This window comes from Burkholderia sp. PAMC 28687 (assembly GCF_001577465.1).
Lineage (GTDB): Bacteria > Pseudomonadota > Gammaproteobacteria > Burkholderiales > Burkholderiaceae > Caballeronia.
The window spans coordinates 1,403,882-1,426,239 of the sequence record NZ_CP014505.1 but is presented as its reverse complement, the minus strand read 5'-3'; the positions used below and the strand labels follow the sequence as shown (position 1 = coordinate 1,426,239).

Below are 22,358 nucleotides of genomic sequence, written 5' to 3'. Positions count from 1 at the left end.
AATTCGGGCCGTGCCGATAGATTTCAGGCAAATTCCATAACACGAGACAACATGCCCTCCATCCATTCCTCCACGCCCCCCGTCGTCGTCATCGCGCCCGATTCATTTAAGGGGTCGCTTAGCGCGGAACAGGTCGCCGAAGCGATCGCAGGCGGCATTCGCCGCGCCCGTGCCGATGCCGTGATCCGTATCGTTCCCATGGCCGATGGCGGCGAAGGTACGCTCGACGCCATGCTGGCCGCCGGTGGCGAGCGGCGCCTCTTCAACGTGCGCGGGGCGTCGTCGAAACGGCGCGATGCCGCGACGGGCCTCCTCGCCGATGGCAGCGCGATCGTGGAGACGGCGGAAGTCGTGGGCATCACGGACCCCGACGGCATGGCCGTGCCAGTTGCGGAACGCAGCACGCTAGGCATGGGCGAATCAATCCGCACGCTGCTGGATCTCGGCGTGCGCAAGTTCTATGTGGCGCTTGGCGGCAGCAGCACGAACGACGGCGGCGCCGGGCTGCTCGTGGGTCTCGGCCTGAAACTCTTCGATGTGGACGGCAACACGCTCGAACCCGTGCCTTCGCAGTTGGCGCGAATTGCGCGCATCGATGCAACGGGGCTCGATCCGCGTGTGTATGAGGCCGAATTCACCGGCATGTCCGATGTGAACAATCCGCTCACCGGCGAGCACGGCGCAACGGCGATCTTCGGCCCGCAAAAAGGCGTGACGCCCGAGCAGATCGCGGGCATCGATGCTGCCCTCGCCCATTTCGCCGATGTCCTGGAGCCTGCGCTCAAGCTCGAAGCACGCGATAAACCCGGCGCCGGCGCGGCAGGCGGCCTTGGTTTTGCGCTGCACATGCTGGGCGCGCGCTTCGAGGCGGGCGCGGAAGTGGTCGCGCGGGAAGTGGGTCTCGATGCCGCGCTCGAGGGCGCCGACTGGCTCATCACCGGCGAAGGACGCTCCGACGTACAGACGCTGCACGGCAAGGCGCCGTTCATCGCGTGCCAGCATGCGCGAGCGTTTGGCGTGGAGGCCTCGTTGCTGTCGGGCGCGATCGATCCGGCGGCGTTGCCGCGTTTATCGGAGTATTTCAGCGGCTGCTTTTCGCCCGCCCCCGGTCCGATCACGCTGGAAATCGCCATCCGCGACGCCGCCACGTTGCTCGCAAATGAAGCAGAGCAACTGGCGCGGCTGAAGTTCGGACCGAAGCCGTCCTGATCATCGCGTGCTGGCGATTCTCCCGGGACTGAACAGCACGCGATCCGAAAGCCACACGATCAGCATCGTCAACCCCATCAGCGGGAAAACGATGCCAAGCGCCGTCAAGCCGATCGCCCACGCGCGCATCGGCGGGTGCAACGCCGGCCGCGCCGGTGCACCTACCGCCCGGCCAGGCTTGCGCCTGCGCCACATCACGAAACCGCTCACGGTCATGGCGGCGAGCCCGAGCGAGATTGCCGAGGCGAGCAATTGATTCGCCACGCCAAAATAGCGGCCCATGTGCAGCGAAGTGCCGTACGAAATCCACTGCGCCACACGTCCGTAATCACCGTAAGCGATGTCCGAGAGAATCCGGCCGCTGTATCGGTCGATATGAAGCGTGCGATCGTCTTGCGGATTCGCGGGAAAGTAGGAGACGGTGTACACGCCCTGTGGCGTGGTGGGCAACGCAATGTCGTAGCCGTCTTTCACCCCCGCCTGCGCTGCAATGCCGATCACCTGATCGAGCGCAATCGTGGAATGCGTTGCATCGGCGGCGCTGTCTGGTACATGCGTTGCGCCGACCGCCCAGGGCGTTTGCGGTAACGGCAGGTCGTCCATCTTCATGCCGGCCATCGATGGATCGGCCATGTTCATCGTCGGTGCGGGCGTTGCGGAATGTACGTGCGCCTTGCCCCACGCGCCCTTCGGGTATCCGAGTTGTGCCGACGTCGCGAGCGCCTTGAACTGCTTGCCCCACGTGCTCGACCACGGCAGGCCGCTCAGCACGAAGAACAATGCGCCGAGTGCGAGCCATGCACCACCGACCGCATGCAACTCCCGCCACCAAGCACGGCCTTTCACTGACGACAAACGCGGTACGAAACGGCCGTTCTTCTGTTGCGCTTTCGGCCACCATAACGCCACGCCCGTAGCAATCATCACGAGCGTCCAGCAGCCGGCAAGCTCCATCACGATTTCGCCGGTCTTGCCCAGCAGCAAGCCGCGATGAATATTGCGGACCTGCTTCATCAACCGGTTCTCGACGCTCAACCGTCCCAGCACTGCGCCGTTATACGGATCGATATAAACGCTTTCACTCCCGCCCGATCGAAGCCTGAAAACGAACTCGGCGCTGCGGCGAGGATCGTTGTTGACGACGACGGTCGTCGGCGTTGCATCGCGCGGCTCGGCGGCGGTGGCTTTCGCAAGCAACACCTGCTGGCTCATACGCGGTTCGGCGCGGGCGCTGACGGTCATCCGGTCGTGATACAGCAACTGTTCGATCTGCGGCTGGAAGCAATACAGCGTGCCGGTGATCGCAAGCACCAGCAAGAGCGGCATGACAAACAAGCCGGCATAAAAATGCCAGCGCCAGAGCAGACGATGCCGCGCGAGCGCGCGGGCATCGGAAAGAGAAGCGGATTGCATGTGAGTTGTCCTTTTAAGGTGCCTAGATCCCGATACGCCCTTCGACATAAACCGTCCGGCCCGCATACGGATGGAACACGTAATAGCGATGATCGAAGAGGTTATCGACGCCGATTCCAAGCTCGGTCCGCTTGGTCGGCCGGAAGGTGAACTTGGCGTCCACGACGGTGTACGTGCTGGTCCCGCCGTAGGTGTTCGGGTTCGTATCGATGTTGGTCAGCGTGTTGTACTCGCGGCCCGAATAGCGCGCGGCGAGAGTGATTGCGCTCTGGCTCGTCGCACGCCACGTCGCGGCGACGTTCGCGCGCCACAACGGAATCCGATAAAAATATTTGCCCACTGACGCCGGATTGCCGCTGTTCGCGATGATCTTCGACTGCGTGTAGGCCACGCCCGCCGTCAGATCCAGGCCATGGATCAGCACGTCCTGCCCTTCGTAACTCGTCTCGATGCCGCGCGAGCGCACCTTGTCGATATTCTGGAAGTTGGTGATGTTCGGTATCACTGTGGTGTTCGTCTGGCTGAACAAGGTGTTCTTCACATCGTCCTGGAAGAGCGTGAACCGATACACCCCGTTGCCGTGTTGCCACTCGGCCGTCAGCTCCTTCGAGAGATCGTCCTCGGGCTTGAGGTTCGGGTTGTTATTGACGATCGACAAACCCGTGATCTGCCCTTGAAACAACTCGCCGACGGTGGGAAACCTGTAGGCGCGTCCTATCGATGCACGCAGCAAAAGATCTTGCGTGGCATCGAAGGAAAGCGACGCCTTGGGAGACCAGTGGCTCTGGCTGACTTCACCGTAGTCAAGCGATGTCGCGCCGATCGCCCGCGAGCCGTCGTACGCATTCCAGTTCTCGTAACGCGCGCCGTAGGTGAATTTCCAGCGCGGCAGGAAACGCCACGCGTCTTGCGCGTAGACGGCTTGCGTTTGCGTGCGTCCGCCGAATGCATTGGCGAACGATGTCCCGCCTCCGTCGCGCCACGCGGCCGTGTTGTAGGTTTCGTTGTCGAGGAAATAGTCGTCGTAGTGGTAACCGAACGACAGCCAGTGGGCAGCGAGCCCTGCCGTCGGCGATTCGGGCGTCCATGTCGTGCGCAGGTCGAGTGTCTTCCAGCCGGTGCCGTCGCCGAAAGCGATCGTGCCTGGACCGTTACCCGGCACGCCCGAGTTCGCCGTGCGCGCAATGCTCTGCGTGATGTCGAAATAAGACGCCACCGCTTCGGCATTCCAGCCCGTTGCATTGCGCGTTTTCAGCGATAACCCGTACAGGAAGTTCTCGCTCGAACCCTGGCTCGGGGCGAACGTCGCGGCGGGAACGTTGTATTCGTAACCACCTATATTGACGAGGCCGCTATACACGGGGTTGCCGGCGGCATCGCGGAGAAACGACTGGGTGTCGCTGTTGTATTTTTGATGCCAGTAGCCGAGCGTGAAGCCGGCTTGCAACGTCGGCGTGAAGTCGTATGCAAGTTTCAGCTTGAACTGGTCCTGGAAGGTCCGCTCTATGCCCTCGGCCGTTACCCCCAAAACTGCGGTTCGCGCGTTGTTCTGGTCGTTGTAGAAGAGCGCGCCGGTAACCGGCCGATCGGTCGTGCGAGCCGGAACATTCGATGCCGCGAGCGTCGCGAATTGCAGCGGCTGCCCGGTGTTTTCCAGATGATTGACGCCGATGAGCCAGGAGAGGTTGCCGTTTTTATCGCCGATGGTCGCCGACGAATTCGTCCCGTTGAAACTGCGGTTCACGCCGAACAAATCGAAATGCTGGTTGAACGCCTGGACGTGGGCGTCGGCTTCGAATTTTTGCGGCATGCGTGTGGTGATCGCGACCGTCGCGCCGATCGAGTTGCCCGGATACAGCGCGGAATATGGGCCGTAGATCACATCGGTGCGGTCGATGTTGTCGGTGAAGACCATCGACCAGCGCGGCGCGAAGGTGAACGTGTTGCCGAGGAAATTGCTGAGCAAAAGGCCGTCGGCGTAGACGAGACCGCGCGCCGTTTGCGAATTGCTCGTGCCGCGTACGGCGATGGGCGAGTTCACGTCGCCTATGAAGCGCTTGCGCACCGCCATGTTCGGCACGTATTTCAGCACGTCTTCGGCCGTCACCACGTTCCAGTATTGCGACTGTTCGGCGGTGACCGTTGCGGTCGTGGAAGGCAGGTCCGGATCGAGCGGCGAACGTGCAGGCGAGCTTGCCGAGCTGGTGACGACCACGGGTGCGAGCTGCACGGCACCGGTTTCGCGGCGTTCGGCCGATGGCGATTCCGGTGTGACGGGAGGCGCAGCGAGTGCAAATGCAGGCGCCATCAGCGAAATCGGCAAGCACGCATGGCGATGAAAACTGAACGCGCGCGAACGCACGGCGGCGCGGCGGCCGGAAGGCTGCCGCGCTCGCTTGAGGAGCTTGAGCATCTGAAAAATTCCTGAATGAGTGGACGAGAAGCCGGCCGGACGCACGCGCTCAAACGGCGCGCAAGGTCACGGCAAACGGTCTCTGACGACGGACTTCAGGAAACGACGGGAGGCGCGCGTGGCGACGCGGCGTTGAACGACTTGACGTGTACAGCGCGAACGGCCGGCTCGGCGGCAAGCCGCGTAACGCGTTCGATGCGCACGAGCGCCGCAGCCGGGGCCGAGGCCAGCGGCACGTTGTGCGCGAGCAGTCCGCAATACGAGCAGGCATCGAACGCGTCGCCGGACATGTGATGGCCGGCGTGTTCTTCCCCTTGGGCTTGCACATTCAACCCGTTCGGAACGGGCGATGCGGCCTGGGTTTGACCTCGGGTGTCGACGGAACACAGCGCCTCGAGGAGATCAAAGCGGGCTTCGCGCGAGGCCAGCGTCTGGCTGATCACCGGCGCGACAATGGCAAGCCACATGGCGGCAATGCCGAGCCATGCAACGAAGCGATTGCGCGAAACGCGGTTCATCGATGTAAAAGTTGTCGAAGTGGACACAAACGAGAATGAGTTGCGATTGTAGGCAGGTCGTTCGCGCGATGCAATGCGGATTGTGGCGCCGCAGGGCCGTGCTTGAAACGCCGTACTGCAGACATTGGTCATCGATTCAGATAGAATGCCCGGCTCAGTGGCGTGCGTACTCGTAGCGCGCGTAGCGCGTGCCACCAGAAAAGATACGCGTGAGTGGCGAAATTGGTAGACGCACCAGGTTTAGGTCCTGACGGCAGCAATGTCGTGTCGGTTCGAGTCCGACCTCACGCACCAGGCTGAAAAACAAAGCCCCGCAGCGAAAGCTGCGGGGCTTTGTCGTTTCTGTTGCGGCGGGTCTAAGCGGCGGGACTTAAATCCGCTGCTGCAGCACTTCATCGATCAAGCCATAGTCCCGCGCCTGATCCGCCGACATGAAATTATCGCGGTCGGTATCGCGGGCAACCTCCTCTTCGGTTTTCCCCGTGCGCTCCGCCATGATCGCGTTCAGCCGGCCGCGCAAATACACCACTTCCTTTGCCTGGATCGCGATATCCGCTGCCGTCCCCTGCGAACCGCCCGACGGCTGGTGAATCATGATGCGCGCGTTCGGCAGCGCGTAGCGCTTGCCCTTTGCGCCCGCGTTCAACAGGAACGTGCCCATGCTCGCGGCAAAACCCGTGCACAGCGTGGAGACATCGGGGCGGATGAACTGCATCGTGTCGAAAATCGCCATGCCGTCGTAGACCGAGCCACCCGGCGAATTGATATACAGCGAAATATCTTTCTCCGGATTCTCGGCTTCGAGAAACAGCAATTGCGCGACAACCAGACTCGCCGTCTGGTCCGTCACCGGTCCTACCATGAAGATGATCCGTTCGCGCAGCAGCCGCGAATAGACGTCATAGGCGCGTTCGCCGCGCCCGGATTGTTCGATAACGGTCGGCACGAGGCCGAGGTTCAGCGGATTCATATCTTTGCGGTTCCCGGGTTGTTTTCAGATCACTCAAGAGCGTTCCAGCCCATATGACGCGCGCCGCCGTTCGTGCGTGACATTCGCGGTCGCGATATATTTTTGTCGCCGGCTGTCACGTTCGCCCCGTGCGAGCCGTCATAAGCGTCACAGGTGATGAAGCGCAACAAGGAGAAACGCATGAGCGTTGAGATCGAATCACATCGCGACGAAGCGCAGCTCGCCCTCTTCGAGGCGTCCCGTTCGCGGCTTTTTTCGCTCGCTTACCGGATTCTCGGCGTACGCGCGGACGCGGAAGACGTCGTGCAGGATACGTTCGTGAAATGGCATCTGCAGCAACGGGCCGGCGGTATCGATGCGCTCGAAACGCCCGTCGCGTGGCTCACGACGGTTGCAAAACGCACGGCCATCGACCGTCTGCGGCGTTCAGCGCAGGACATGCGGCTGCTCGAGGAATGCGACGGCTTCGATCAAGCCCCTTCTGCGCAGGCTCTGGCCGAACAGAAATCCGATTTGTCGTACGGAATGCGTCGCGTGCTCGCGCGTCTGTCGGCTGAGGAACGCGCCGCGTTTTTGCTGCGCGAGGCGTTCGAGGAAGACTATGCGAGCATCGCCAGGATTCTTAACCGCAGCGCGGTGCATTGCCGGCAGATCGTGCATCGGGCGAAAGACCGCGTGCGGGATGACCGGCGGCGCGACCGCCCGGACGCCTCGCTGGGCGCCGAGGACGCGATCGAATCATTGCTCGATGCAATCGCCCGGCAGGACGTGCATGCGCTCGTGGCCTTGACGCTAACCGGAGCCCCGGCGGTGACAACAGCATCTGCAAGTGCGTTCGCGGTATTGCTTACCCATTCGCTGATCGCCCGGCTGCGGCTTGGGCGCATCGCCCTGCCGCGGATTACCGAACCGGCCCTCGCGTAAGCCGGATTTGCCGGGCAAGCGTCCCGCCCGGCGCGGCTGTCTCCTCGCGCCTGCCGCTCATTTCCCCTCTTCTCGCGCGCAAGACGCCTCTTACCGAATCACAAACGAATTCTTTCGCCAGAACTGTCTCGTGTATCCTGAATTCTGGCGACCGGAACGTCCGGGCGCTGCAATACAAGGGTCCACCATGGATTTCAACAAACAGGCTGCAAAAGCCGCGGTGTGGTTGCTCGGCAGCGCCCTGCGGCCGGCCAGCCTGAACTTGGGAAGATTTGCCAGGTGAACGAGCCGCAACGCTTTACGGTCCGGCATACGAGCGTGTACCGATACTCGGAACCGGTCGATTTCGGCGAGCATCGAATGATGTTCAGGCCACGATCCAGCCACGATCTCCGGCTGGTCACCACGCAACTGAAGATCACGCCGGAACCGGCGCGACTGCGCTGGCTGCACGATGTCTTCGATAATTCGGTGGCCGTCGCCACCTTCGACACGCAGGCGACCGAGCTGACCTTCGAAAGCGAAGTGACGCTCGAGCACTTCGAGTCGCCGCAGCCGGACTACGCGCTGGAACGCTACGCGCTCACGTTCCCGTTCGCGTACACCAACGAGGAAGCATCGGATCTCGTCAACGCGCGCAACCGCCCGGAACCGGACGGAGATGTCGACGCGTGGGCCCGCCGGTTCGTTGCGCCCGGGGAAAGCACGGGCACGATGGCGCTCTTGCGGGCAATGACGCAGGAGATCAACGACGATTTCAAGTACGTACGGCGCACGGAAAAAGGCGTGAATCGTCCCGCCGATACCCTGCGTTTGCGCAGCGGCAGTTGCCGCGACTTCGCGGTGCTGATGATGGACGCCGTCCGGTCGCTCGGATTGGCGGCGCGCTTCGTGAGCGGCTACATCTTCGTGCCCGAACGCGACACCACGCGCGGCGGCGGCGCCACGCACGCGTGGCTGCAGATCTATCTCCCGGGCGCGGGCTGGGTCGATTTCGACCCGACGAACAGCATTGTCGGCAATCGGCACCTGATACGCGTCGCGGTTGCTTGGGATCACCATCAGGCCCTGCCGCTGTGGGGAACCTGGAATGGCGAGCCCGGATCGTTTCGCAGCCTCGATGTCGAGGTCAGTGTGACCGAGAACCAGTGACGTTTTCTTTTATAGTTCACAGCAAAGGGCAGCTCCCATGAAACTCCGCGTTGGCTACGAACTGGTCTACGAGTGTCCGCAACCGACACCAATGCTGCTCATGCTGAATACGCACTTTTCAGTCGCGCCGCAGGTGTTGCTGGCCGATGTGCTGACGGTCAATCCGCCGGTGCCCATCTCGCAGTATCGCGATGGCTTCGGCAACCTGTGCAGCCGGCTGGTGGCACCGGCGGGACGGATATCGCTGTCGACCTCCGCGTTGCTCGAAGTGTCCGGCGAATTCGAACAGCCCGGGCCGAACGGCGAACAGCATCCGGTGGAAGATTTGCCGAACGAATGCCTCGTGTTCCTGCTCGGCAGCCGTTATTGCGAAACCGATCTGCTGTCCGACTTCGCCTGGAAGCAGTTCGGCGCCACGCCGCCCGGACGCGCGCGCGTGCAGGCGATTTGCGACTTCGCCCACAATCACATCGTCTTCAACTACGCGCACGCGCGGCCGACGAAAACCGCGTTCGAGGCCTATCAGGAGCGCCAGGGCGTCTGCCGCGACTTCGCACACCTGGCTGTGACGCTATGCCGGGCGATGAACATCCCGGCGCGATATTGCACGGGTTATATCAGCGACGTAGGCCTCCCGCCACCCTACGCAGCGATGGATTTTGCTGCGTGGTTCGAGGCGTTCATCGGCGGAAGCTGGCAGACGTTCGACGCACGCAACAACGCCCCACGTATTGGACGCGTGCTGATGGCGCGCGGCCGCGACGCCGCGGATGTGGCCATCAGCAACACCTTCGGACCTACCGCCTTGCTCAAGTTCGATGTCGTTTGCGAGCAGGAAGAAGCGCAGGTTTGATTCGGGATTCTAAGTATCCTGGTGCGCGACGCGGGTCGAGCCGCGCGCGCACGTGCCGGCGCCTTGCCCGCGCCTTGCCCGCGCCTTGCGGCACATTCTCATCCGGGCGATAATTCGCCGGGAGATTTGCGCGCAACCCGGTTCTTGCGCCGGCTTGACAGACCAACCGTCCTCCCCTACACGTCCTCGTGCCAGAACAGCCGGAGCCATTGAATTTCAATGGCTTTTTTTCTGGGCGGGACTTTATCGGCTTCGCGCCGTTGCCAATTCATTGCCGTGAACTTCGACGACTACTGTCAGCAAAAAGCTGCGCCCGATGGCTCCAGCACCTACTACGCGCTGCGTCGCGCGCCCGCTTCGCGCCGGCCGCTCCTGACCGCGCTCCACGCCCTGCGCCGCGAACTCGAGGAAACGGCCAAGGAGACGAGCGATCCCACTATCGGACGGACCAAACATGCGTGGTGGCAGAAGGAACTGGCAAGCCTCTTCGGCGGCGAACCGGCGCACCCGGTCACGAAGGCCATCGCGGCGCATCAGGCCGGCACGCCGGTCCTTGACGACGAAGGCCGCGGATATGTCGGCAACATGGTCGATGGCTATGAACTCGACCTGGAGCAGGCGCGATATATCGACTGGGCGGGTCTTCGGCGATATCTGGATAACGCGGGCGGCGCGTTTGCCGTGATCGTCGCGCGGGCCACGGCGCGCCACCCTGAAAACGTTCCAAACTGGGCGATGGCGCTGGGCTCGGCCTCGATGCTCGCGGAGCGCGTGGAAAACATCGGCGACGACGCGCGTCATGGCCGCATCTATCTGCCCATCGACGAACTGCAGCGCTTCGGCGTCACGGCGGCCGATCTGATCAACCGCAAATACAGCGACGCGTTCACCGAACTCATGCGCTTCCAGACGGGCCGTGCCCGTGACGCGCTGAACCAGGCGCTGGCCGCCATTCCCGCCGATGAACGCCCGACGCAGCGCGTGCTGCGCTCGCACGCGGCGTTATCGCTGGCCTTGCTCGATGAAATCGAGCGCGAGGATTTCAAGGTCTTGCATCAGCGCATCGCGCTCACGCCCATCCGCAAACTGTGGATTACGTGGCGGGTTCGCTAGGCGCGCATTATTGGCAGCGTTTCAAACTTGCCGCCGAGAACGGCGTCGGCGTTCATGCCGCGCCAGGACCCCAGAACAGTTGCATACAGCTGCCGGAAGTCCACGTTCATTGGCAGGTTGCCGTTGCCGTCGAGCCGAGAGAGTGCGGGCGCGGCGCCGTATAAACCGCCGTTCACCCGGCCACCCAGGAGGAAGTGCGGCGCGGCCGTGCCGTGATCCGTGCCGCGGCTGTCGTTTTCACGTGGACACCGGCCGAATTCCGAGTACGTCATGACAAGGGTGTCGTTCCATCGACCGAGTTCGGTCAGTGCGGATCGCACTGCGGCCAATCCATTCGATAACTGACCGAGCAAACGCGCGTGCTGTATCGGCTGGTTCTGATGAGTATCGAAGCCGTTGAGCGTAAGGCGAATCACCGACAAGGCTCGCGTGCTTGCAAGCGCTTCCATCGCTGTCTTGATTGACGTTCCAATGGGATCGGCGGGCAATGTCGTTTCGAATCCTCCCGCGCCAAACGCCCGTGCAAGCCAGCCATCGCGAAGGTACTGGTCTGCGTGCGACGCGGTGTCCCAGATCTCCATCGATCGAAAATGCGAGAGGTTCTGCTGCGGGTAGCCAATGCCCTGCACGATTGCGATCTGTCCGTCGCGCCACAGCGGCATCAGCGGCTGCATTGCCGGATGAAGCCCGCTGCGCTCGTCGAGCTGCAGCACATGGTCCCGATGGATTCCGATGGTCGGACGCAAGTCCGCGTAAGCGGGATCGGCAAACGGAATCACGGTATTCAAGCCGTCGTTGCCGCCTTTCAGCTCGACCAGAATCAGCACCATGCCTTGAGCTGCCGGCGGAGCCTGACGAGCGATCGCAATCGTCGATGGCGCCATCGCACAAACACCGAGTGCGCAAGCAACAGAAAGAAAATCGCGCCGGTTCATAGGCGCGCTTGCGTTCCGGGAACGGCCGGCATCAGACGGAAAGCAATCACCGCTTATACAGATCCCTGACCGCTTCCTCGATGTGCTGGCGCAACAGCCTGCGTTCATCGGCGGTCATCACGCCGTGCCGTGGCGTACGTTCGGGCGGTTGCGGGTCAACAGGTGGCGGCTGCATGACAGGCATTTGCTGCGCTTGAGTGTTTCCAGACTGCTTGCCCATTCGATGCTGTGCGCGCATCAGGCGGCCATCGAAACTGCGGCTCCTTTGCGGGCGCGCACTCGACCCGCCGGCAGTTGGATTCTCGCCGGCATCCGAATTCAGATAACCCGATGACGACGCCCACGACGAATCCGGCCGGTCAAACGCCGACGCATTGCGACTGGAGGATTGGGATGGTTGCGCGAAAGCACTGCGCACGGCAAACACGGCGTAAAACGCGCTAGCGATCAGCGTTAGTCGGATGATGCGCATGTTGCGCACAGGTTTGCGCCGCCGCGCTCCCTTCATGTTGTTCCCTTCGTTGCTCGACAACCGGACAGTCTCAGGCTCTTTGGCGTGCTTGCGTGGCAGGCAAGGTGGACGGTCATGCCGCCATGTCGCTGACGCGCAATCGTTGTACTAATGGAGTATCTACCGAATGACGGGCTTAGGTAAAGGAGTGTACGCATAGAACCTTTACGTCGTGCCACAGTCCCCGTAAATTTTGTAACTATCTGTTACCTTATAATTCACGCAAACTCGCTCCTCTTTCTAATCGCGCTAAGATGCCGGAATGGAAACCAAAAATCCCTCAAAAATACTCGTAGTCGACGACGATCCCCGTTTGCGCGATCTTTTGCGGCGTTATCTCGGCGAACAAGGCTTTAATGTCTATGTCGCTGAAAATGCACCGTCGATGAACAAGCTCTGGGTACGCGAACGTTTCGACCTGCTCGTGCTCGACCTGATGTTGCCGGGGGAAGACGGCCTGTCGATCTGCCGGCGACTGCGCGGCAGCAATGACCGCACGCCGATCATCATGCTCACGGCCAAGGGCGAAGACGTGGATCGGATTGTCGGGCTGGAAATGGGTGCCGACGATTACCTTCCGAAGCCATTCAATCCGCGCGAGCTCGTGGCCCGGATTCATGCCGTGCTGCGCCGGCAGTCGCCGTCGGAATTGCCGGGTGCGCCGTCCGAAACTGCTGAAGTGTTTGAATTCGGCGAGTTTGCCTTGAATCTCGCCACGCGCACGCTGACCAAGAATGGCCAGGAAATCCCGCTGACCACGGGTGAATTCTCCGTGCTGAAGGTTTTCGCGCGGCATCCGCGTGCGCCGCTGTCACGTGAAAAACTGATGGAACTGGCGCGCGGCCGTGAATACGAAGTGTTCGACCGCAGTCTCGATGTCCAGATCTCCCGGCTGCGCAAGCTGATCGAGCCGGACCCGAGCAGCCCACGCTTCATCCAGACGGTGTGGGGTCTCGGCTACGTCTTCATTCCGGACGGCGCGGCTTGAGCATTGAGTACCAGTTGAGTTCTGATTGAGTCCTCGCAAACGCGCTTCATGCGCGCCACAAGCACGAGCGTCAACGACCCATGCGGATTGACAGGCGGCTACTGACGCTCGCGTTCGGCGGCCTGTTCTGGCGGACGTTCGCCCTCATCGCGCTGTTGATCGCGGTGAGCATTGCCGCCTGGTTCCAGAGCTTCCGCGTGATCGAACGCGAGCCGCGCGCGCAGCGCGTCGCGCTGCAGTTGGTCGCCGTCGTCAAGCTCACCCGCACCGCCCTCCTTTATTCCGATCCCGACCTTCGCCGCGCGCTGCTGCAGGATCTGGAAAGCAATGAAGGCGTGCGCGTGTATCCGCGCGAAACCACCGATAAATACCGTCTCCAGCCCGACGAATCGCTGAACCGTCTGATCGAGCGCGACGTTCGCGGCCGCCTGGGCAACGACACGGTCATCGCGCAATCGGTGAACGACATCCCGGGCGTCTGGATCAGCTTCAAGATCGACGACGACGATTACTGGGTCGCGCTCGACCGCGATCAGCTCGATACCGTCACCGGCCTGCAATGGGCCGGCTGGGGCATCTTTGCGCTCGCGCTGTCGCTCTTCGGCGCGGCGTTCATCACCAGTCTCGTCAACAGGCCGTTCGCGCGCCTCGCGCTTGCCGCGCGCAAGGTCGGCTCGGGACAATCACCCGAACCGCTTCCTGAACGCGGCATGGGCGTTGCCGCCGAAACCAATCGAAGCTTCAACCAGATGGTGCAGGACCTCGAGCAACTCGATGCCGACCGTGCGCTGATGCTCGCCGGGATCTCGCACGACTTGCGCACGCCGCTCGCGCGTCTGCGGCTGGAAACCGAGATGAGCCCCTCCGACGAAGCGACGAAACTCGCGATGGTCGATGACATCGAACAGATGGACATGATCATCGGGCGTTTCCTCGACTACGCGCGGCCGATGCAGCGCATGGCCGAGGCTGTGGATCTGTCGATGATCGGCGGCGAGATGACCGCGCGCTTTCTCGCCGAGGAAGGCGTGGTGATGAAAACCGATCTGGCACAAGGCGCGATCGTCGAGGGCGATCCCACCGATGTGCGTCGCGTGATCGGCAATTTGCTGGAAAACGCGCGCAAGTATGGCCGCAGCGCCGCCGATGACGTCGCGCGGATCACGCTGCAAACCCGTGTGAACCATGGGCGCGTGGAGTTATCGGTGATGGACGAAGGACGCGGCATTCCCGAAGACCAGGTTGCGCTGATCACGCGGCCCTTCTATCGCGTCGATACCGCCCGCACGCAGGCCAACGGAACCGGATTGGGCATGGCGATCGTGCAACGGCTGGTGACGCGTCAGCGCGGCACGCTGCGGCTGCGTAACCGTTCGCCGCACCCAGGGTTCGAAGTCACCATCGACTTTCCGGCCATGGAAAGACGCACACTGCGCTCATGAAGTTTCATGCAGGCCCAAGGGTTTCGCCATGGCGTTCAATGCGCAGGGTGGTTTCAAATGCCTATCGGTCCATTCGTTAAAAGCTATCTGGGGTGTTAGTCAAAATCTATTGATACCATTGCTCAATAGGGTTATAGTGGACTTCGTTCAACGCAGCGCTCTCGCCAGATCAACGGCTTTGAGTTTGATGCTGCGTCATGTGAGCGTTACAGCGATCAGGTAGTCTTGGTTTTTCTTCCAACGAACACAGGAGTATTCATATGAAGACCGTGGGCGATAAAGTTGAAGCTTTCACCGTTACAGCTGCAAAGCCGGGTTTCAACAATCACGAAGAAAATGGCGTGTCGGCATTTGAAGAGATCACCGAGCAGTCGTTTCCTGGCAAGTGGAAAATCCTGTATTTCTATCCGAAGGACTTCACGTTCGTCTGCCCGACGGAAATCGTCGAGTTCGGCAAGCTGAACGGCGACTTCGCAGACCGTGACGCAGTGCTGCTTGGCGGCAGCGTGGACAACGAATTCGTCAAGCTGGCATGGCGCCGTGAGCACAAGGACCTGAGCAAGCTGAACCACTACTCGTTCGGCGACGTGAAGGGCGAACTGATCGACCAGCTCGGCGTGCGTGACAAGGAAGCGGGCGTGGCGTTGCGGGCAACGTTCATCATCGATCCGGACAATGTGATCCAGCACGTTTCGGTGAACAACCTGAACGTCGGCCGCAGCCCGGAAGAAGTGCTGCGTATTCTCGACGGCCTGCAAACGGACGAACTCTGCCCGTGCAACCGCGCTGTCGGCGGTACGACGCTGTAATTGCATATGTACCGGCGAGGCCTTCATGGCTGCGCCTCAGCCCGTCCGCTTTACGAGTCAAGCTCGAGCCGGCGGGCTTTTTTATCGGTTGTTGGATAGGAGAAATTTATGGAATTCCTCGCATCGATTAAAGAACTGATTCCTGATTACGCAAAAGACATCCGGCTGAACGTGGACGGGACGATTGCGCGGTCATCGCTGGAAGGCAATGATGCCGTCGGCGTGGCGCTCGCGGCCGCCTATGCCGCGAAGGCTACGAAGATCGTGACGCTGATTCGCGAGTCGGGCGTGTTGTCGGCTGAGGAAACGAACGGCGCGTTGACCGCTGCCGCCTTGATGGGCATGAACAACGTCTGGTATCCGTACTTGGAAATGGCCGATAACGCCGACCTGAAGACGCAGCCCGCCGCTTTGCGGATGAATGCGTACGCCACGCACGGCGGTCTGGATAAACGGCGTTTCGAGATGTTTGCGCTGGCGGCATCGATTGTCGGGAAGTGCCATTTCTGCGTGAAATCGCACTACGAGAATCTCGTAGGCGAAGGCATGAGCACGACGCAATTACGCGATGTCGGGCGCATTGCCGCGGTGATCGTGGCGGCTCAGTTGGCGATTACGGCTGAAGGGAAGTAAATCGATCAAGCGCGCCGGAGGATTCTCCGGCGCGACTATTATCAACTGCATTTTTCAGGCATCGATTCCCGTACGCATCAACAGTACCGCCGCCTGCGCTTCAATCCCCTCTTTCCGGCCCAGATAGCCCAGCTTCTCGTTGGTCTTCGCCTTCACGTTGACGCGGCTCAACGGCAGTTCCAGATCTTCTGCGATATTCGCGCGAATCGCCTCGATAAACGGCGCAAGCTTCGGCGCCTGCGCGATCACGGTCGAATCGACGTTCATGATCGCAAACCCCGCCTCCGAAACCCGCGCAAATGCCTCGCGCAATAAAACACGGCTATCGGCGCCTGAGAATTCAGCATCCGTATCGGGAAAATGACGGCCTATATCGCCCATTGCCGCTGCGCCGAACAAGGCGTCCGTGATCGCGTGCAGCAGGACATCGGCGTCCGAATGCCCGAGCAGGCCGCGTTCATAAGGAATCGTCACCCCACCGATGATCAGCGGCCGTCCCTCGACCAGTTGGTGAACGTCGTAGCCTTGTCCGATTCTGAAATCCATCGATAATCCTAAAAGGTTAAGCGGTGAGCGAAATGAAATATCAGACAGCGCCGAGCATGGCTGTCGCCAATGCGAAATCCTCAGGATACGTGACCTTGAAGTTGCGCAAACTCCCCTGAATCAATCGCGGCGCGTGTCCCAGCCATTCGATGGCGCTCGCTTCATCGGTGAGGTCGTGGCCGTCTTGCCGGGCCCGCGTGATTGCATCGCGCAACATGCCGAGACGGAACATCTGCGGCGTCTGTGCCTGCCACAAGCCGTTGCGCGACTCGGTGCGGGCAATGCGCCCTTCGTCGTGCGCCGTGCCTTCTGCCTCGATGCGCTTTAACGTATCCGCCACCGGCAGCGCCAGAATCCCGCCAACCGGATCGTTCTTCAACTCACCCACGAGCTTGCGCACCATCTCGGGCGTGAGACCGGGGCGCGCAGCGTCGTGCACGAGCACCCAGTCGTCTTCCCGGGCGCCAAAGCCTGCCAGCGCCGCCAGGCCGTTGAATACAGAAGCTTGCCGCGTCGCGCCGCCGCAGCGTTGCACGGCGAAGCGCAGGCCCGCGAAACGGCGGTCATCGAAGTGATGATCGTTGGGCGCCAGCACCACGAGCGTCTGGGCGAACTCGGAGCAGGCATCGAAGGCAGCGAGGGAATAGCGCAGCATCGGATGACGGCCGACGGTCTGATATTGCTTAGGCATGGGGGCGCCGGAACGGCTGCCGGAACCGGCACATGGGATGAGGGCGAACAGGCGGGAAGTCACGAGTTGAAAACGCCCAAGTCAAAAGTGAAGCCCGGATTTTATAATAGGTCTATCGCGACCATGCCGGTCCCGCATGCACTTTCGCACGCGAACGGTTCCCCGCACACTTTATGCCTTCAAAAGCCGTCAGTTTGCAGTCAACGTCTCCTATCGCACTCGTCAAGGCCGGTCAGCGCTTTGCCTTCGATGGCGCCACCGGTTCCTCCGACGCGCTCGCTCTCGCGCGTTACCACCTCGCAAACCGCGAAAACGTCCCGTTATTGGTCGTGATGTGCGCGAGCGCGGTGGATTCCCAACGTCTTTCGGTCGAAATCCCGTTCTTCGCGCCGGACGCCCGGGTCAGGCTGCTGCCCGACTGGGAAACGCTGCCCTACGACACGTTTTCGCCCCATCAGGACCTGGTTTCAGCGCGCCTTGCGACGCTGCACGACCTCGGCGAAGGCCGTTGCGACATCCTGCTCGTGCCCGCCACCACGGCGTTGTACCGGATGCCGCCGGCATCGTTCCTGGCCGCGTACACCTTCTCGTTCACGCAGGGCGAGCGGCTCAACGAGGCGAAACTCAAGAGCCAGTTGACGCTCGCGGGGTATGAGCATGTGAGCCAGGTCGTGCGTCCGGGCGAATACTGCGTGCGTGGGTCGTTGCTGGATCTGTTTCCGATGGGCTCGCCGTTGCCGTACCGGATCGATTTGTTCGACGATCAGGTGGATTCCATCCGCGCCTTCGATCCGGACACGCAACGCAGTTTGTACCCGGTCCGCGATGTGCGTCTGCTTCCAGGGCGCGAATTTCCCTTCGATGAACCCGCCCGCACCGCCTTCCGCAGCCGCTGGCGCGAGGTTTTCGAAGGCGATCCGAGCCGTTCATCCATATACAAGGACATCGGCAATGGTGTGCCGGCAGCGGGTATCGAGTACTACCTGCCCTTGTTCTTCGACGAAACAGCCACGCTTTTCCACTATTTGCCGCAAGAAGCGCAACTGGCGTTCGTCGGCGACATGGACGCGGCAATCAAGCGCTTCACGAACGACACGAAGCAGCGCTACAACTTCCTGTCGCATGACCGCGAGCGGCCGCTGCTCGAACCAAAGCGTCTCTTTCTTTCTGACGACGACTTCTTTTCCTTCGCCAAACCGTTCGCGCAGATCAAGTTTCCGCCCTCGCCCGAGGGCGGCTGGGCCGTGCCGCTGCCGAGCCTTGCCGTGGATCGGCATGCCGAAGATCCGTTGCTCGCGCTGCGCCATTACCTGGAGCAAACGCCCAATCGCGTGCTGCTCGCCACGGAATCGGCGGGTCGTCGCGAGACGATCCAGCAGCTTCTCGCCGACAACGGCCTGCGCGCCGCCATCGACGACACGTTCCAGCAATGGCTGACGGGCGACGCCAAGTTTTCCCTGGGCGTCGCGCCGCTCTCGAACGGCTTTTCGTTGCCGGGCGAAGGTCTCTCGATCGTCACCGAAACCGAGCTATACGGACAACTCACGCGCCGCGCCGGACGACGCCGCCAGGAACAGGCGAGCAACGTCGACTCGATGGTGCGCGACCTCTCCGAGCTGAAAATCGGCGATCCGGTCGTGCATACGCAGCACGGGATCGGACGGTATATGGGGCTGGTATCGATGGATCTCGGCGAAGGCGAGACCGAGTTTCTCCATTTGCAATATCAGAACGAAACCAAGCTCTACGTGCCGGTCGCGCAGCTTCATGTGATTTCGCGCTACAGCGGCGCGGACCCGGACACCGCGCCGTTGCACACGCTCGGGTCGGGCCAGTGGGACAAGGCAAAACGCAAGGCTGCGCAGCAGATCCGCGATACCGCCGCCGAGCTGCTCAACCTTTATGCGCGGCGGGCGCTGCGCCAGGGCCACGCGTTCCCGCTCGAAGCGCGCGACTACGCGAAGTTCGCCGAAAGTTTCGGCTTCGAGGAAACGCCGGACCAGGCCGCGGCGATTACCGCTGTCATCGGCGATATGACGAGCGGCAAGCCAATGGACCGTCTGGTCTGCGGCGACGTGGGTTTCGGCAAGACGGAAGTCGCGCTGCGGGCGGCGTTTATCGCGGTGCTTGGCGGCAAACAGGTCGCGATCCTCTCGCCCACCACCCTGCTCGCCGAACAGCACACGAACACCTTCACCGACCGTTTCGCCGACTGGCCCGTGAAGATCGCCGAGCTGTCGCGCTTCAAGAGCACGAAGGAAGTGGCAGGGTCGATCCAGGCGATCAACGACGGCACTGTCGATATCGTCATCGGTACGCACAAGCTGCTGTCCAGCGACGTGGTGTTCAAGCGGCTGGGGCTCGTGATCATCGACGAGGAACACCGTTTCGGTGTGCGGCAGAAGGAAGCGTTGAAGGCGCTGCGCGCTGAAGTCGATGTGCTCACGCTCACCGCCACGCCCATTCCGCGCACGCTCGGCATGGCGCTGGAAGGCTTGCGCGACTTTTCGATCATCGCGACCGCGCCGCAAAAACGTCTCGCGATCAAGACCTTCGTGCGCCGCGAGGAAGATGGCGTGATCCGCGAGGCGATGCTGCGCGAGCTCAAGCGCGGCGGTCAGGTTTATTTCCTGCACAACGAAGTCGAGACCATTGAAAACCGTCGTTCGATGCTCGAAAAACTCGTGCCCGAAGCGCGCATCGCGGTCGCGCACGGACAAATGCATGAACGCGAACTCGAGCGCGTGATGCGCGACTTCGTCGGCCAGCGCGCGAACGTGCTGCTGTGCACGACGATTATCGAAACCGGGATCGACGTGCCGAGCGCAAACACCATCCTGATCCATCGCGCCGATAAATTCGGCCTCGCGCAGTTGCATCAGTTGCGTGGCCGTGTCGGGCGTTCGCACCATCAGGCGTATGCGTACCTGCTCGTGCACGATCCGGCCGCGCTCACGAAACAGGCGCAGCGGCGGCTGGAAGCGATCCAGCAGATGGAAGAACTCGGTTCGGGCTTTTACCTCGCCATGCACGATCTGGAAATTCGCGGCACGGGCGAAGTGCTCGGCGACAAACAATCGGGCGAGATCCACGAGATCGGTTTCCAGCTCTACACCGACATGCTCAACGACGCCGTGCGTGCACTGAAAGAGGGCCGCGAACCGGACCTGAACGCGCCGCTCGCCGCCACGACCGAGATCAACCTGCACGCGCCCGCGATCCTCCCCGCCGACTATTGCGCCGACGTGCAGGAACGTTTGTCGCTGTACAAGCGCATGGCGAACTGCGAATCGAGCGATGCCATCGACTCGATCCTGGAAGAACTCATCGATCGTTTCGGCAAGCTGCCGCCGCAGGCTAGCGCACTGGTCGAGACCCACAAGCTGCGGCTCGCCGCCAAACCGCTGGGGATCCTGAAGATCGATGCGGCGGAACATGTGATCTCGCTGCAGTTCGTGCCGAACCCGCCTGTCGACGCCATGAAGATCATCGAGATGGTGCAGAAGAACAAGCACATCAAGCTCGCGGGGCAGGACAAGCTGCGCATCGAAGTGCGCAGTCCGGACCTCGCGGTGCGGATTTCGACGGTCAAGGAAACGTTGCGCGCACTCGGCGCGCCGGTGCGGCAACAGAAACCGGCTGCCGCCATCGCACCATCGCGTTAGTTTTTATTGCTTTTTCGGTATCATCGAAAAGTGAAAATCAAGGAGAGTGTCATGTCGCAGATCGCTGAATCGACGGCTTCCGTCGCCCAAACACCTTCCACTGAACCGGCGTCGCTGCCGTGGATCAAGAAGCTCGTCTCCTTCGATACCGTCAGCCGCAATCCGAACATGGGCCTGATCGAGACCGTGCGCGACGACCTGCGCGCGGCGGGCATCGAAAGCACGCTGACCACCGACCCGAGCGGCAAGTGGGCCAATCTTTTCGCGACCGTTCCCGCGCACGACGGCGCGACGAATGGCGGGATCGTGCTGTCCGGCCACACGGACGTGGTGCCCGTCGACGGTCAGAAATGGGACAGCGATCCGTTCAAGCCTGAAGTCCGCGACGGTTTGCTGTACGGCCGCGGCACGTGCGACATGAAGGGGTTTATCGGCGCGGCGTTGACCCTGCTGCCGAAGATGCAGGCCACGAAACTCGCGCGGCCGATCCACTTCGCTCTCTCCTTCGATGAAGAAATCGGCTGCGCCGGTGCGCCGCTGCTGATCACCGACCTGCAAAAGCGCGGCTTGCGTCCGGACGGCTGTATTGTCGGCGAGCCGACCAGCATGCGGCCGATCATCGCGCACAAGGGCATCAACGCTTATAACTGCTGTGTACGCGGGTTGGCGGCGCATTCGTCGTTGACACCGAAGGGTTTGAACGCGATTGAATACGCGGCGCGGCTGATCTGCCATATCCGCGATATCGCCGACGAATTCCGCGCGCAAGGTCCGTTCGACGAACAATACGACGTGCCCTTCACGACCGCGCAGACCAGCACGATCAACGGCGGCAACGCGATCAACACGGTGCCCGCCGAATGCAATTTCGCGTTCGAATTCCGCAACTTGCCGACGCTCGATCCGGAGCCGATTTTTCAGCGCATCGAGAAGTACGCGCGCGAAGAGTTGCTGCCGAAGATGCAGAAGGAACACGCAAACGCGGCGATCGAGTTTTCACGGATCGCCGCGGCTCCAGGTCTGGATGCTTCAGAGCAGGCGGCGATCACGCAACTCGTGCGCGCGCTGACGGAGAACCAGGACAAACGCAAGGTCGCGTATGGCACGGAAGCCGGGTTGTTCCAGCTCGCCGGCGTGCCGAGCATTGTCTGCGGGCCAGGGAATATCGAGCAGGCGCACAAGGCGAACGAGTATGTGTCGCTGGAGCAGCTTGCGGCCTGCGAGGCGTTTTTGGGCAAGTTCATTCATAGCATGTCGGTTGACGCGCAGGTGCGTTGATACGATGAAACCTTCCGCCGCCCTTGATCTGAAACGGGACACAATGCGCGAAGCGGTTGGCCGCTTCCACACTGCCAACCCACGTGTGTTGGGTTCGGTTTTGCATGGCACCGACCTGGACCGCAGCGATCTGGACCTGCTGGTCGACGCTTTGCCTGGCGCAACGCTTTTCGGCTTGGGCGGCCTGCAAATGGAACTCGAAGAAGTGCTTGGCGTGACCGTTGACTTACTCACGCCAGGCGATCTGCCGATCAGGTTTCGAAAACAGGTATTGGCGGAAGCGGCGCCGGTATGA

The 22,358-nt window shown here is 61.7% G+C and carries 20 protein-coding genes and 1 tRNA gene; 13 read left to right on the top strand and 8 right to left on the bottom strand.

Features of this window, described 5'->3' with window-relative positions:
- The first annotated feature begins 51 nt into the window (after positions 1 to 51).
- Positions 52 to 1,209: a glycerate kinase gene (locus AX768_RS06605; protein WP_061999292.1), complete on the top strand. Its 1,158-nt coding sequence runs from the start codon at positions 52 to 54 to the stop codon at positions 1,207 to 1,209.
- Here the strand turns inward: AX768_RS06605 and AX768_RS06600 are convergent, their stop codons facing one another.
- From AX768_RS06600 to AX768_RS06590, 3 genes are all read right to left on the bottom strand, one after another.
- The gene (locus tag AX768_RS06600; RefSeq protein WP_061999291.1) at positions 1,210 to 2,622 is read right to left on the bottom strand and encodes a PepSY-associated TM helix domain-containing protein; all 1,413 of its coding nucleotides are present in this window, start codon (positions 2,620 to 2,622) and stop codon (positions 1,210 to 1,212) included. It abuts the gene before it with no gap.
- Positions 2,623 to 2,644: 22 nt separating this feature from the next.
- Positions 2,645 to 5,035, bottom strand: coding sequence for a TonB-dependent receptor (locus tag AX768_RS06595; protein ID WP_082778761.1), 2,391 nt, complete (start codon positions 5,033 to 5,035; stop codon positions 2,645 to 2,647).
- 95 nt (positions 5,036 to 5,130) lie between these two features.
- Positions 5,131 to 5,553, bottom strand: a complete 423-nt coding sequence (locus tag AX768_RS06590) for a DUF2946 domain-containing protein (protein WP_062000828.1) — start codon at positions 5,551 to 5,553, stop codon at positions 5,131 to 5,133.
- Positions 5,554 to 5,760: 207 nt separating this feature from the next.
- Here AX768_RS06590 and AX768_RS06585 point away from each other — a divergent pair.
- Positions 5,761 to 5,847: transfer RNA gene (locus AX768_RS06585), tRNA-Leu, on the top strand.
- Positions 5,848 to 5,923: 76 nt separating this feature from the next.
- Here AX768_RS06585 and clpP read toward each other — a convergent pair.
- Positions 5,924 to 6,523 (bottom strand): ATP-dependent Clp endopeptidase proteolytic subunit ClpP, encoded by a 600-nt coding sequence (gene clpP, locus AX768_RS06580; RefSeq protein ID WP_061999290.1) that lies wholly within the window; start codon positions 6,521 to 6,523, stop codon positions 5,924 to 5,926.
- A 180-nt stretch (positions 6,524 to 6,703) separates the two neighbouring features.
- On the opposite strand from clpP, the gene AX768_RS06575 reads away from it, so the two are divergent.
- From AX768_RS06575 to AX768_RS06560, 4 genes are all read left to right on the top strand, one after another.
- Positions 6,704 to 7,447, top strand: a complete 744-nt coding sequence (locus AX768_RS06575; RefSeq protein WP_172811925.1) for a sigma-70 family RNA polymerase sigma factor — start codon at positions 6,704 to 6,706, stop codon at positions 7,445 to 7,447.
- Between the two features lie 279 nt (positions 7,448 to 7,726).
- Positions 7,727 to 8,599: a transglutaminase family protein gene (locus tag AX768_RS06570; RefSeq protein WP_062000827.1), complete on the top strand. Its 873-nt coding sequence runs from the start codon at positions 7,727 to 7,729 to the stop codon at positions 8,597 to 8,599.
- 37 nt (positions 8,600 to 8,636) lie between these two features.
- Positions 8,637 to 9,452: a transglutaminase-like domain-containing protein gene (locus tag AX768_RS06565; RefSeq protein WP_061999288.1), complete on the top strand. Its 816-nt coding sequence runs from the start codon at positions 8,637 to 8,639 to the stop codon at positions 9,450 to 9,452.
- Positions 9,453 to 9,671: 219 nt separating this feature from the next.
- Entirely contained in the window at positions 9,672 to 10,565 is an 894-nt protein-coding gene (locus AX768_RS06560) for a squalene/phytoene synthase family protein (RefSeq protein ID WP_119024636.1), read from the top strand.
- On the opposite strand, the gene AX768_RS06555 is transcribed toward AX768_RS06560, so the two are convergent.
- Together AX768_RS06555 and AX768_RS06550 are read right to left on the bottom strand one after the other, a co-directional pair.
- Entirely contained in the window at positions 10,562 to 11,500 is a 939-nt protein-coding gene (locus AX768_RS06555) for a DUF1501 domain-containing protein (RefSeq protein ID WP_061999287.1), read from the bottom strand. The two genes, AX768_RS06560 and AX768_RS06555, sit on opposite strands and share 4 nt — an antisense overlap.
- 46 nt (positions 11,501 to 11,546) lie before the next feature.
- Positions 11,547 to 12,008, bottom strand: a complete 462-nt coding sequence (locus AX768_RS06550; protein WP_061999286.1) for a hypothetical protein — start codon at positions 12,006 to 12,008, stop codon at positions 11,547 to 11,549.
- Positions 12,009 to 12,273: 265 nt separating this feature from the next.
- Between AX768_RS06550 and ompR the strand changes: the two genes are divergently transcribed.
- The 4 genes from ompR (at position 12,274) to AX768_RS06530 (ending at position 15,883) form a co-directional block, all read left to right on the top strand.
- On the top strand, positions 12,274 to 12,999 hold the full coding sequence (ompR, locus tag AX768_RS06545; protein ID WP_056353156.1) for an osmolarity response regulator transcription factor OmpR: 726 nt from the start codon (positions 12,274 to 12,276) through the stop codon (positions 12,997 to 12,999).
- 80 nt (positions 13,000 to 13,079) lie between these two features.
- Positions 13,080 to 14,441 carry an ATP-binding protein gene (locus AX768_RS06540; protein ID WP_061999285.1) on the top strand — a complete coding sequence of 454 codons (1,362 nt, stop codon included), beginning with the start codon at positions 13,080 to 13,082 and terminating at the stop codon, positions 14,439 to 14,441.
- 260 nt (positions 14,442 to 14,701) lie between these two features.
- Positions 14,702 to 15,250 carry a peroxiredoxin gene (locus AX768_RS06535; RefSeq protein ID WP_061999284.1) on the top strand — a complete coding sequence of 183 codons (549 nt, stop codon included), beginning with the start codon at positions 14,702 to 14,704 and terminating at the stop codon, positions 15,248 to 15,250.
- Between the two features lie 108 nt (positions 15,251 to 15,358).
- Positions 15,359 to 15,883, top strand: a complete 525-nt coding sequence (locus AX768_RS06530) for a carboxymuconolactone decarboxylase family protein (RefSeq protein ID WP_061999283.1) — start codon at positions 15,359 to 15,361, stop codon at positions 15,881 to 15,883.
- Between the two features lie 54 nt (positions 15,884 to 15,937).
- Here the strand turns inward: AX768_RS06530 and ispF are convergent, their stop codons facing one another.
- A complete protein-coding gene (gene ispF, locus AX768_RS06525) occupies positions 15,938 to 16,429 on the bottom strand; it encodes a 2-C-methyl-D-erythritol 2,4-cyclodiphosphate synthase (protein ID WP_061999282.1) in 492 nt (163 codons plus the stop codon).
- Between the two features lie 40 nt (positions 16,430 to 16,469).
- Positions 16,470 to 17,183: a 2-C-methyl-D-erythritol 4-phosphate cytidylyltransferase gene (gene ispD, locus AX768_RS06520; protein ID WP_061999281.1), complete on the bottom strand. Its 714-nt coding sequence runs from the start codon at positions 17,181 to 17,183 to the stop codon at positions 16,470 to 16,472.
- Between the two features lie 110 nt (positions 17,184 to 17,293).
- Here ispD and mfd point away from each other — a divergent pair, with 110 nt between their 5' ends.
- From mfd to AX768_RS06505, 3 genes are read left to right on the top strand one after another with little or no spacing between them, the layout of a single operon-like run.
- Positions 17,294 to 20,785 (top strand): transcription-repair coupling factor, encoded by a 3,492-nt coding sequence (gene mfd, locus AX768_RS06515; protein ID WP_061999280.1) that lies wholly within the window; start codon positions 17,294 to 17,296, stop codon positions 20,783 to 20,785.
- A gap of 51 nt (positions 20,786 to 20,836) precedes the next feature.
- The gene (argE, locus tag AX768_RS06510; protein ID WP_061999279.1) at positions 20,837 to 22,063 is read left to right on the top strand and encodes an acetylornithine deacetylase; all 1,227 of its coding nucleotides are present in this window, start codon (positions 20,837 to 20,839) and stop codon (positions 22,061 to 22,063) included.
- A 4-nt stretch (positions 22,064 to 22,067) separates the two neighbouring features.
- Positions 22,068 to 22,358: a nucleotidyltransferase family protein gene (locus AX768_RS06505; protein ID WP_061999278.1), complete on the top strand. Its 291-nt coding sequence runs from the start codon at positions 22,068 to 22,070 to the stop codon at positions 22,356 to 22,358.

Excerpts from the sequence above, each read along its gene's own strand:
- AX768_RS06605 (WP_061999292.1), top strand. The coding sequence starts at position 52 with ATGCCCTCCATCCATTCCTCCACGCCCCCCGTCGTCGTCATCGCGCCC.
- AX768_RS06600 (WP_061999291.1), bottom strand. The coding sequence starts at position 2,622 with ATGCAATCCGCTTCTCTTTCCGATGCCCGCGCGCTCGCGCGGCATCGT.
- AX768_RS06595 (WP_082778761.1), bottom strand. The coding sequence starts at position 5,035 with ATGCTCAAGCTCCTCAAGCGAGCGCGGCAGCCTTCCGGCCGCCGCGCC.
- AX768_RS06590 (WP_062000828.1), bottom strand. The coding sequence starts at position 5,553 with ATGAACCGCGTTTCGCGCAATCGCTTCGTTGCATGGCTCGGCATTGCC.
- clpP (WP_061999290.1), bottom strand. The coding sequence starts at position 6,523 with ATGAATCCGCTGAACCTCGGCCTCGTGCCGACCGTTATCGAACAATCC.
- AX768_RS06575 (WP_172811925.1), top strand. The coding sequence starts at position 6,704 with ATGAGCGTTGAGATCGAATCACATCGCGACGAAGCGCAGCTCGCCCTC.
- AX768_RS06565 (WP_061999288.1), top strand. The coding sequence starts at position 8,637 with ATGAAACTCCGCGTTGGCTACGAACTGGTCTACGAGTGTCCGCAACCG.
- AX768_RS06560 (WP_119024636.1), top strand. The coding sequence starts at position 9,672 with ATGGCTTTTTTTCTGGGCGGGACTTTATCGGCTTCGCGCCGTTGCCAA.
- AX768_RS06555 (WP_061999287.1), bottom strand. The coding sequence starts at position 11,500 with ATGAACCGGCGCGATTTTCTTTCTGTTGCTTGCGCACTCGGTGTTTGT.
- AX768_RS06550 (WP_061999286.1), bottom strand. The coding sequence starts at position 12,008 with ATGAAGGGAGCGCGGCGGCGCAAACCTGTGCGCAACATGCGCATCATC.
- ompR (WP_056353156.1), top strand. The coding sequence starts at position 12,274 with ATGGAAACCAAAAATCCCTCAAAAATACTCGTAGTCGACGACGATCCC.
- AX768_RS06540 (WP_061999285.1), top strand. The coding sequence starts at position 13,080 with ATGCGGATTGACAGGCGGCTACTGACGCTCGCGTTCGGCGGCCTGTTC.
- AX768_RS06535 (WP_061999284.1), top strand. The coding sequence starts at position 14,702 with ATGAAGACCGTGGGCGATAAAGTTGAAGCTTTCACCGTTACAGCTGCA.
- AX768_RS06530 (WP_061999283.1), top strand. The coding sequence starts at position 15,359 with ATGGAATTCCTCGCATCGATTAAAGAACTGATTCCTGATTACGCAAAA.
- ispF (WP_061999282.1), bottom strand. The coding sequence starts at position 16,429 with ATGGATTTCAGAATCGGACAAGGCTACGACGTTCACCAACTGGTCGAG.
- mfd (WP_061999280.1), top strand. The coding sequence starts at position 17,294 with ATGCCTTCAAAAGCCGTCAGTTTGCAGTCAACGTCTCCTATCGCACTC.
- argE (WP_061999279.1), top strand. The coding sequence starts at position 20,837 with ATGTCGCAGATCGCTGAATCGACGGCTTCCGTCGCCCAAACACCTTCC.
- AX768_RS06505 (WP_061999278.1), top strand. The coding sequence starts at position 22,068 with ATGAAACCTTCCGCCGCCCTTGATCTGAAACGGGACACAATGCGCGAA.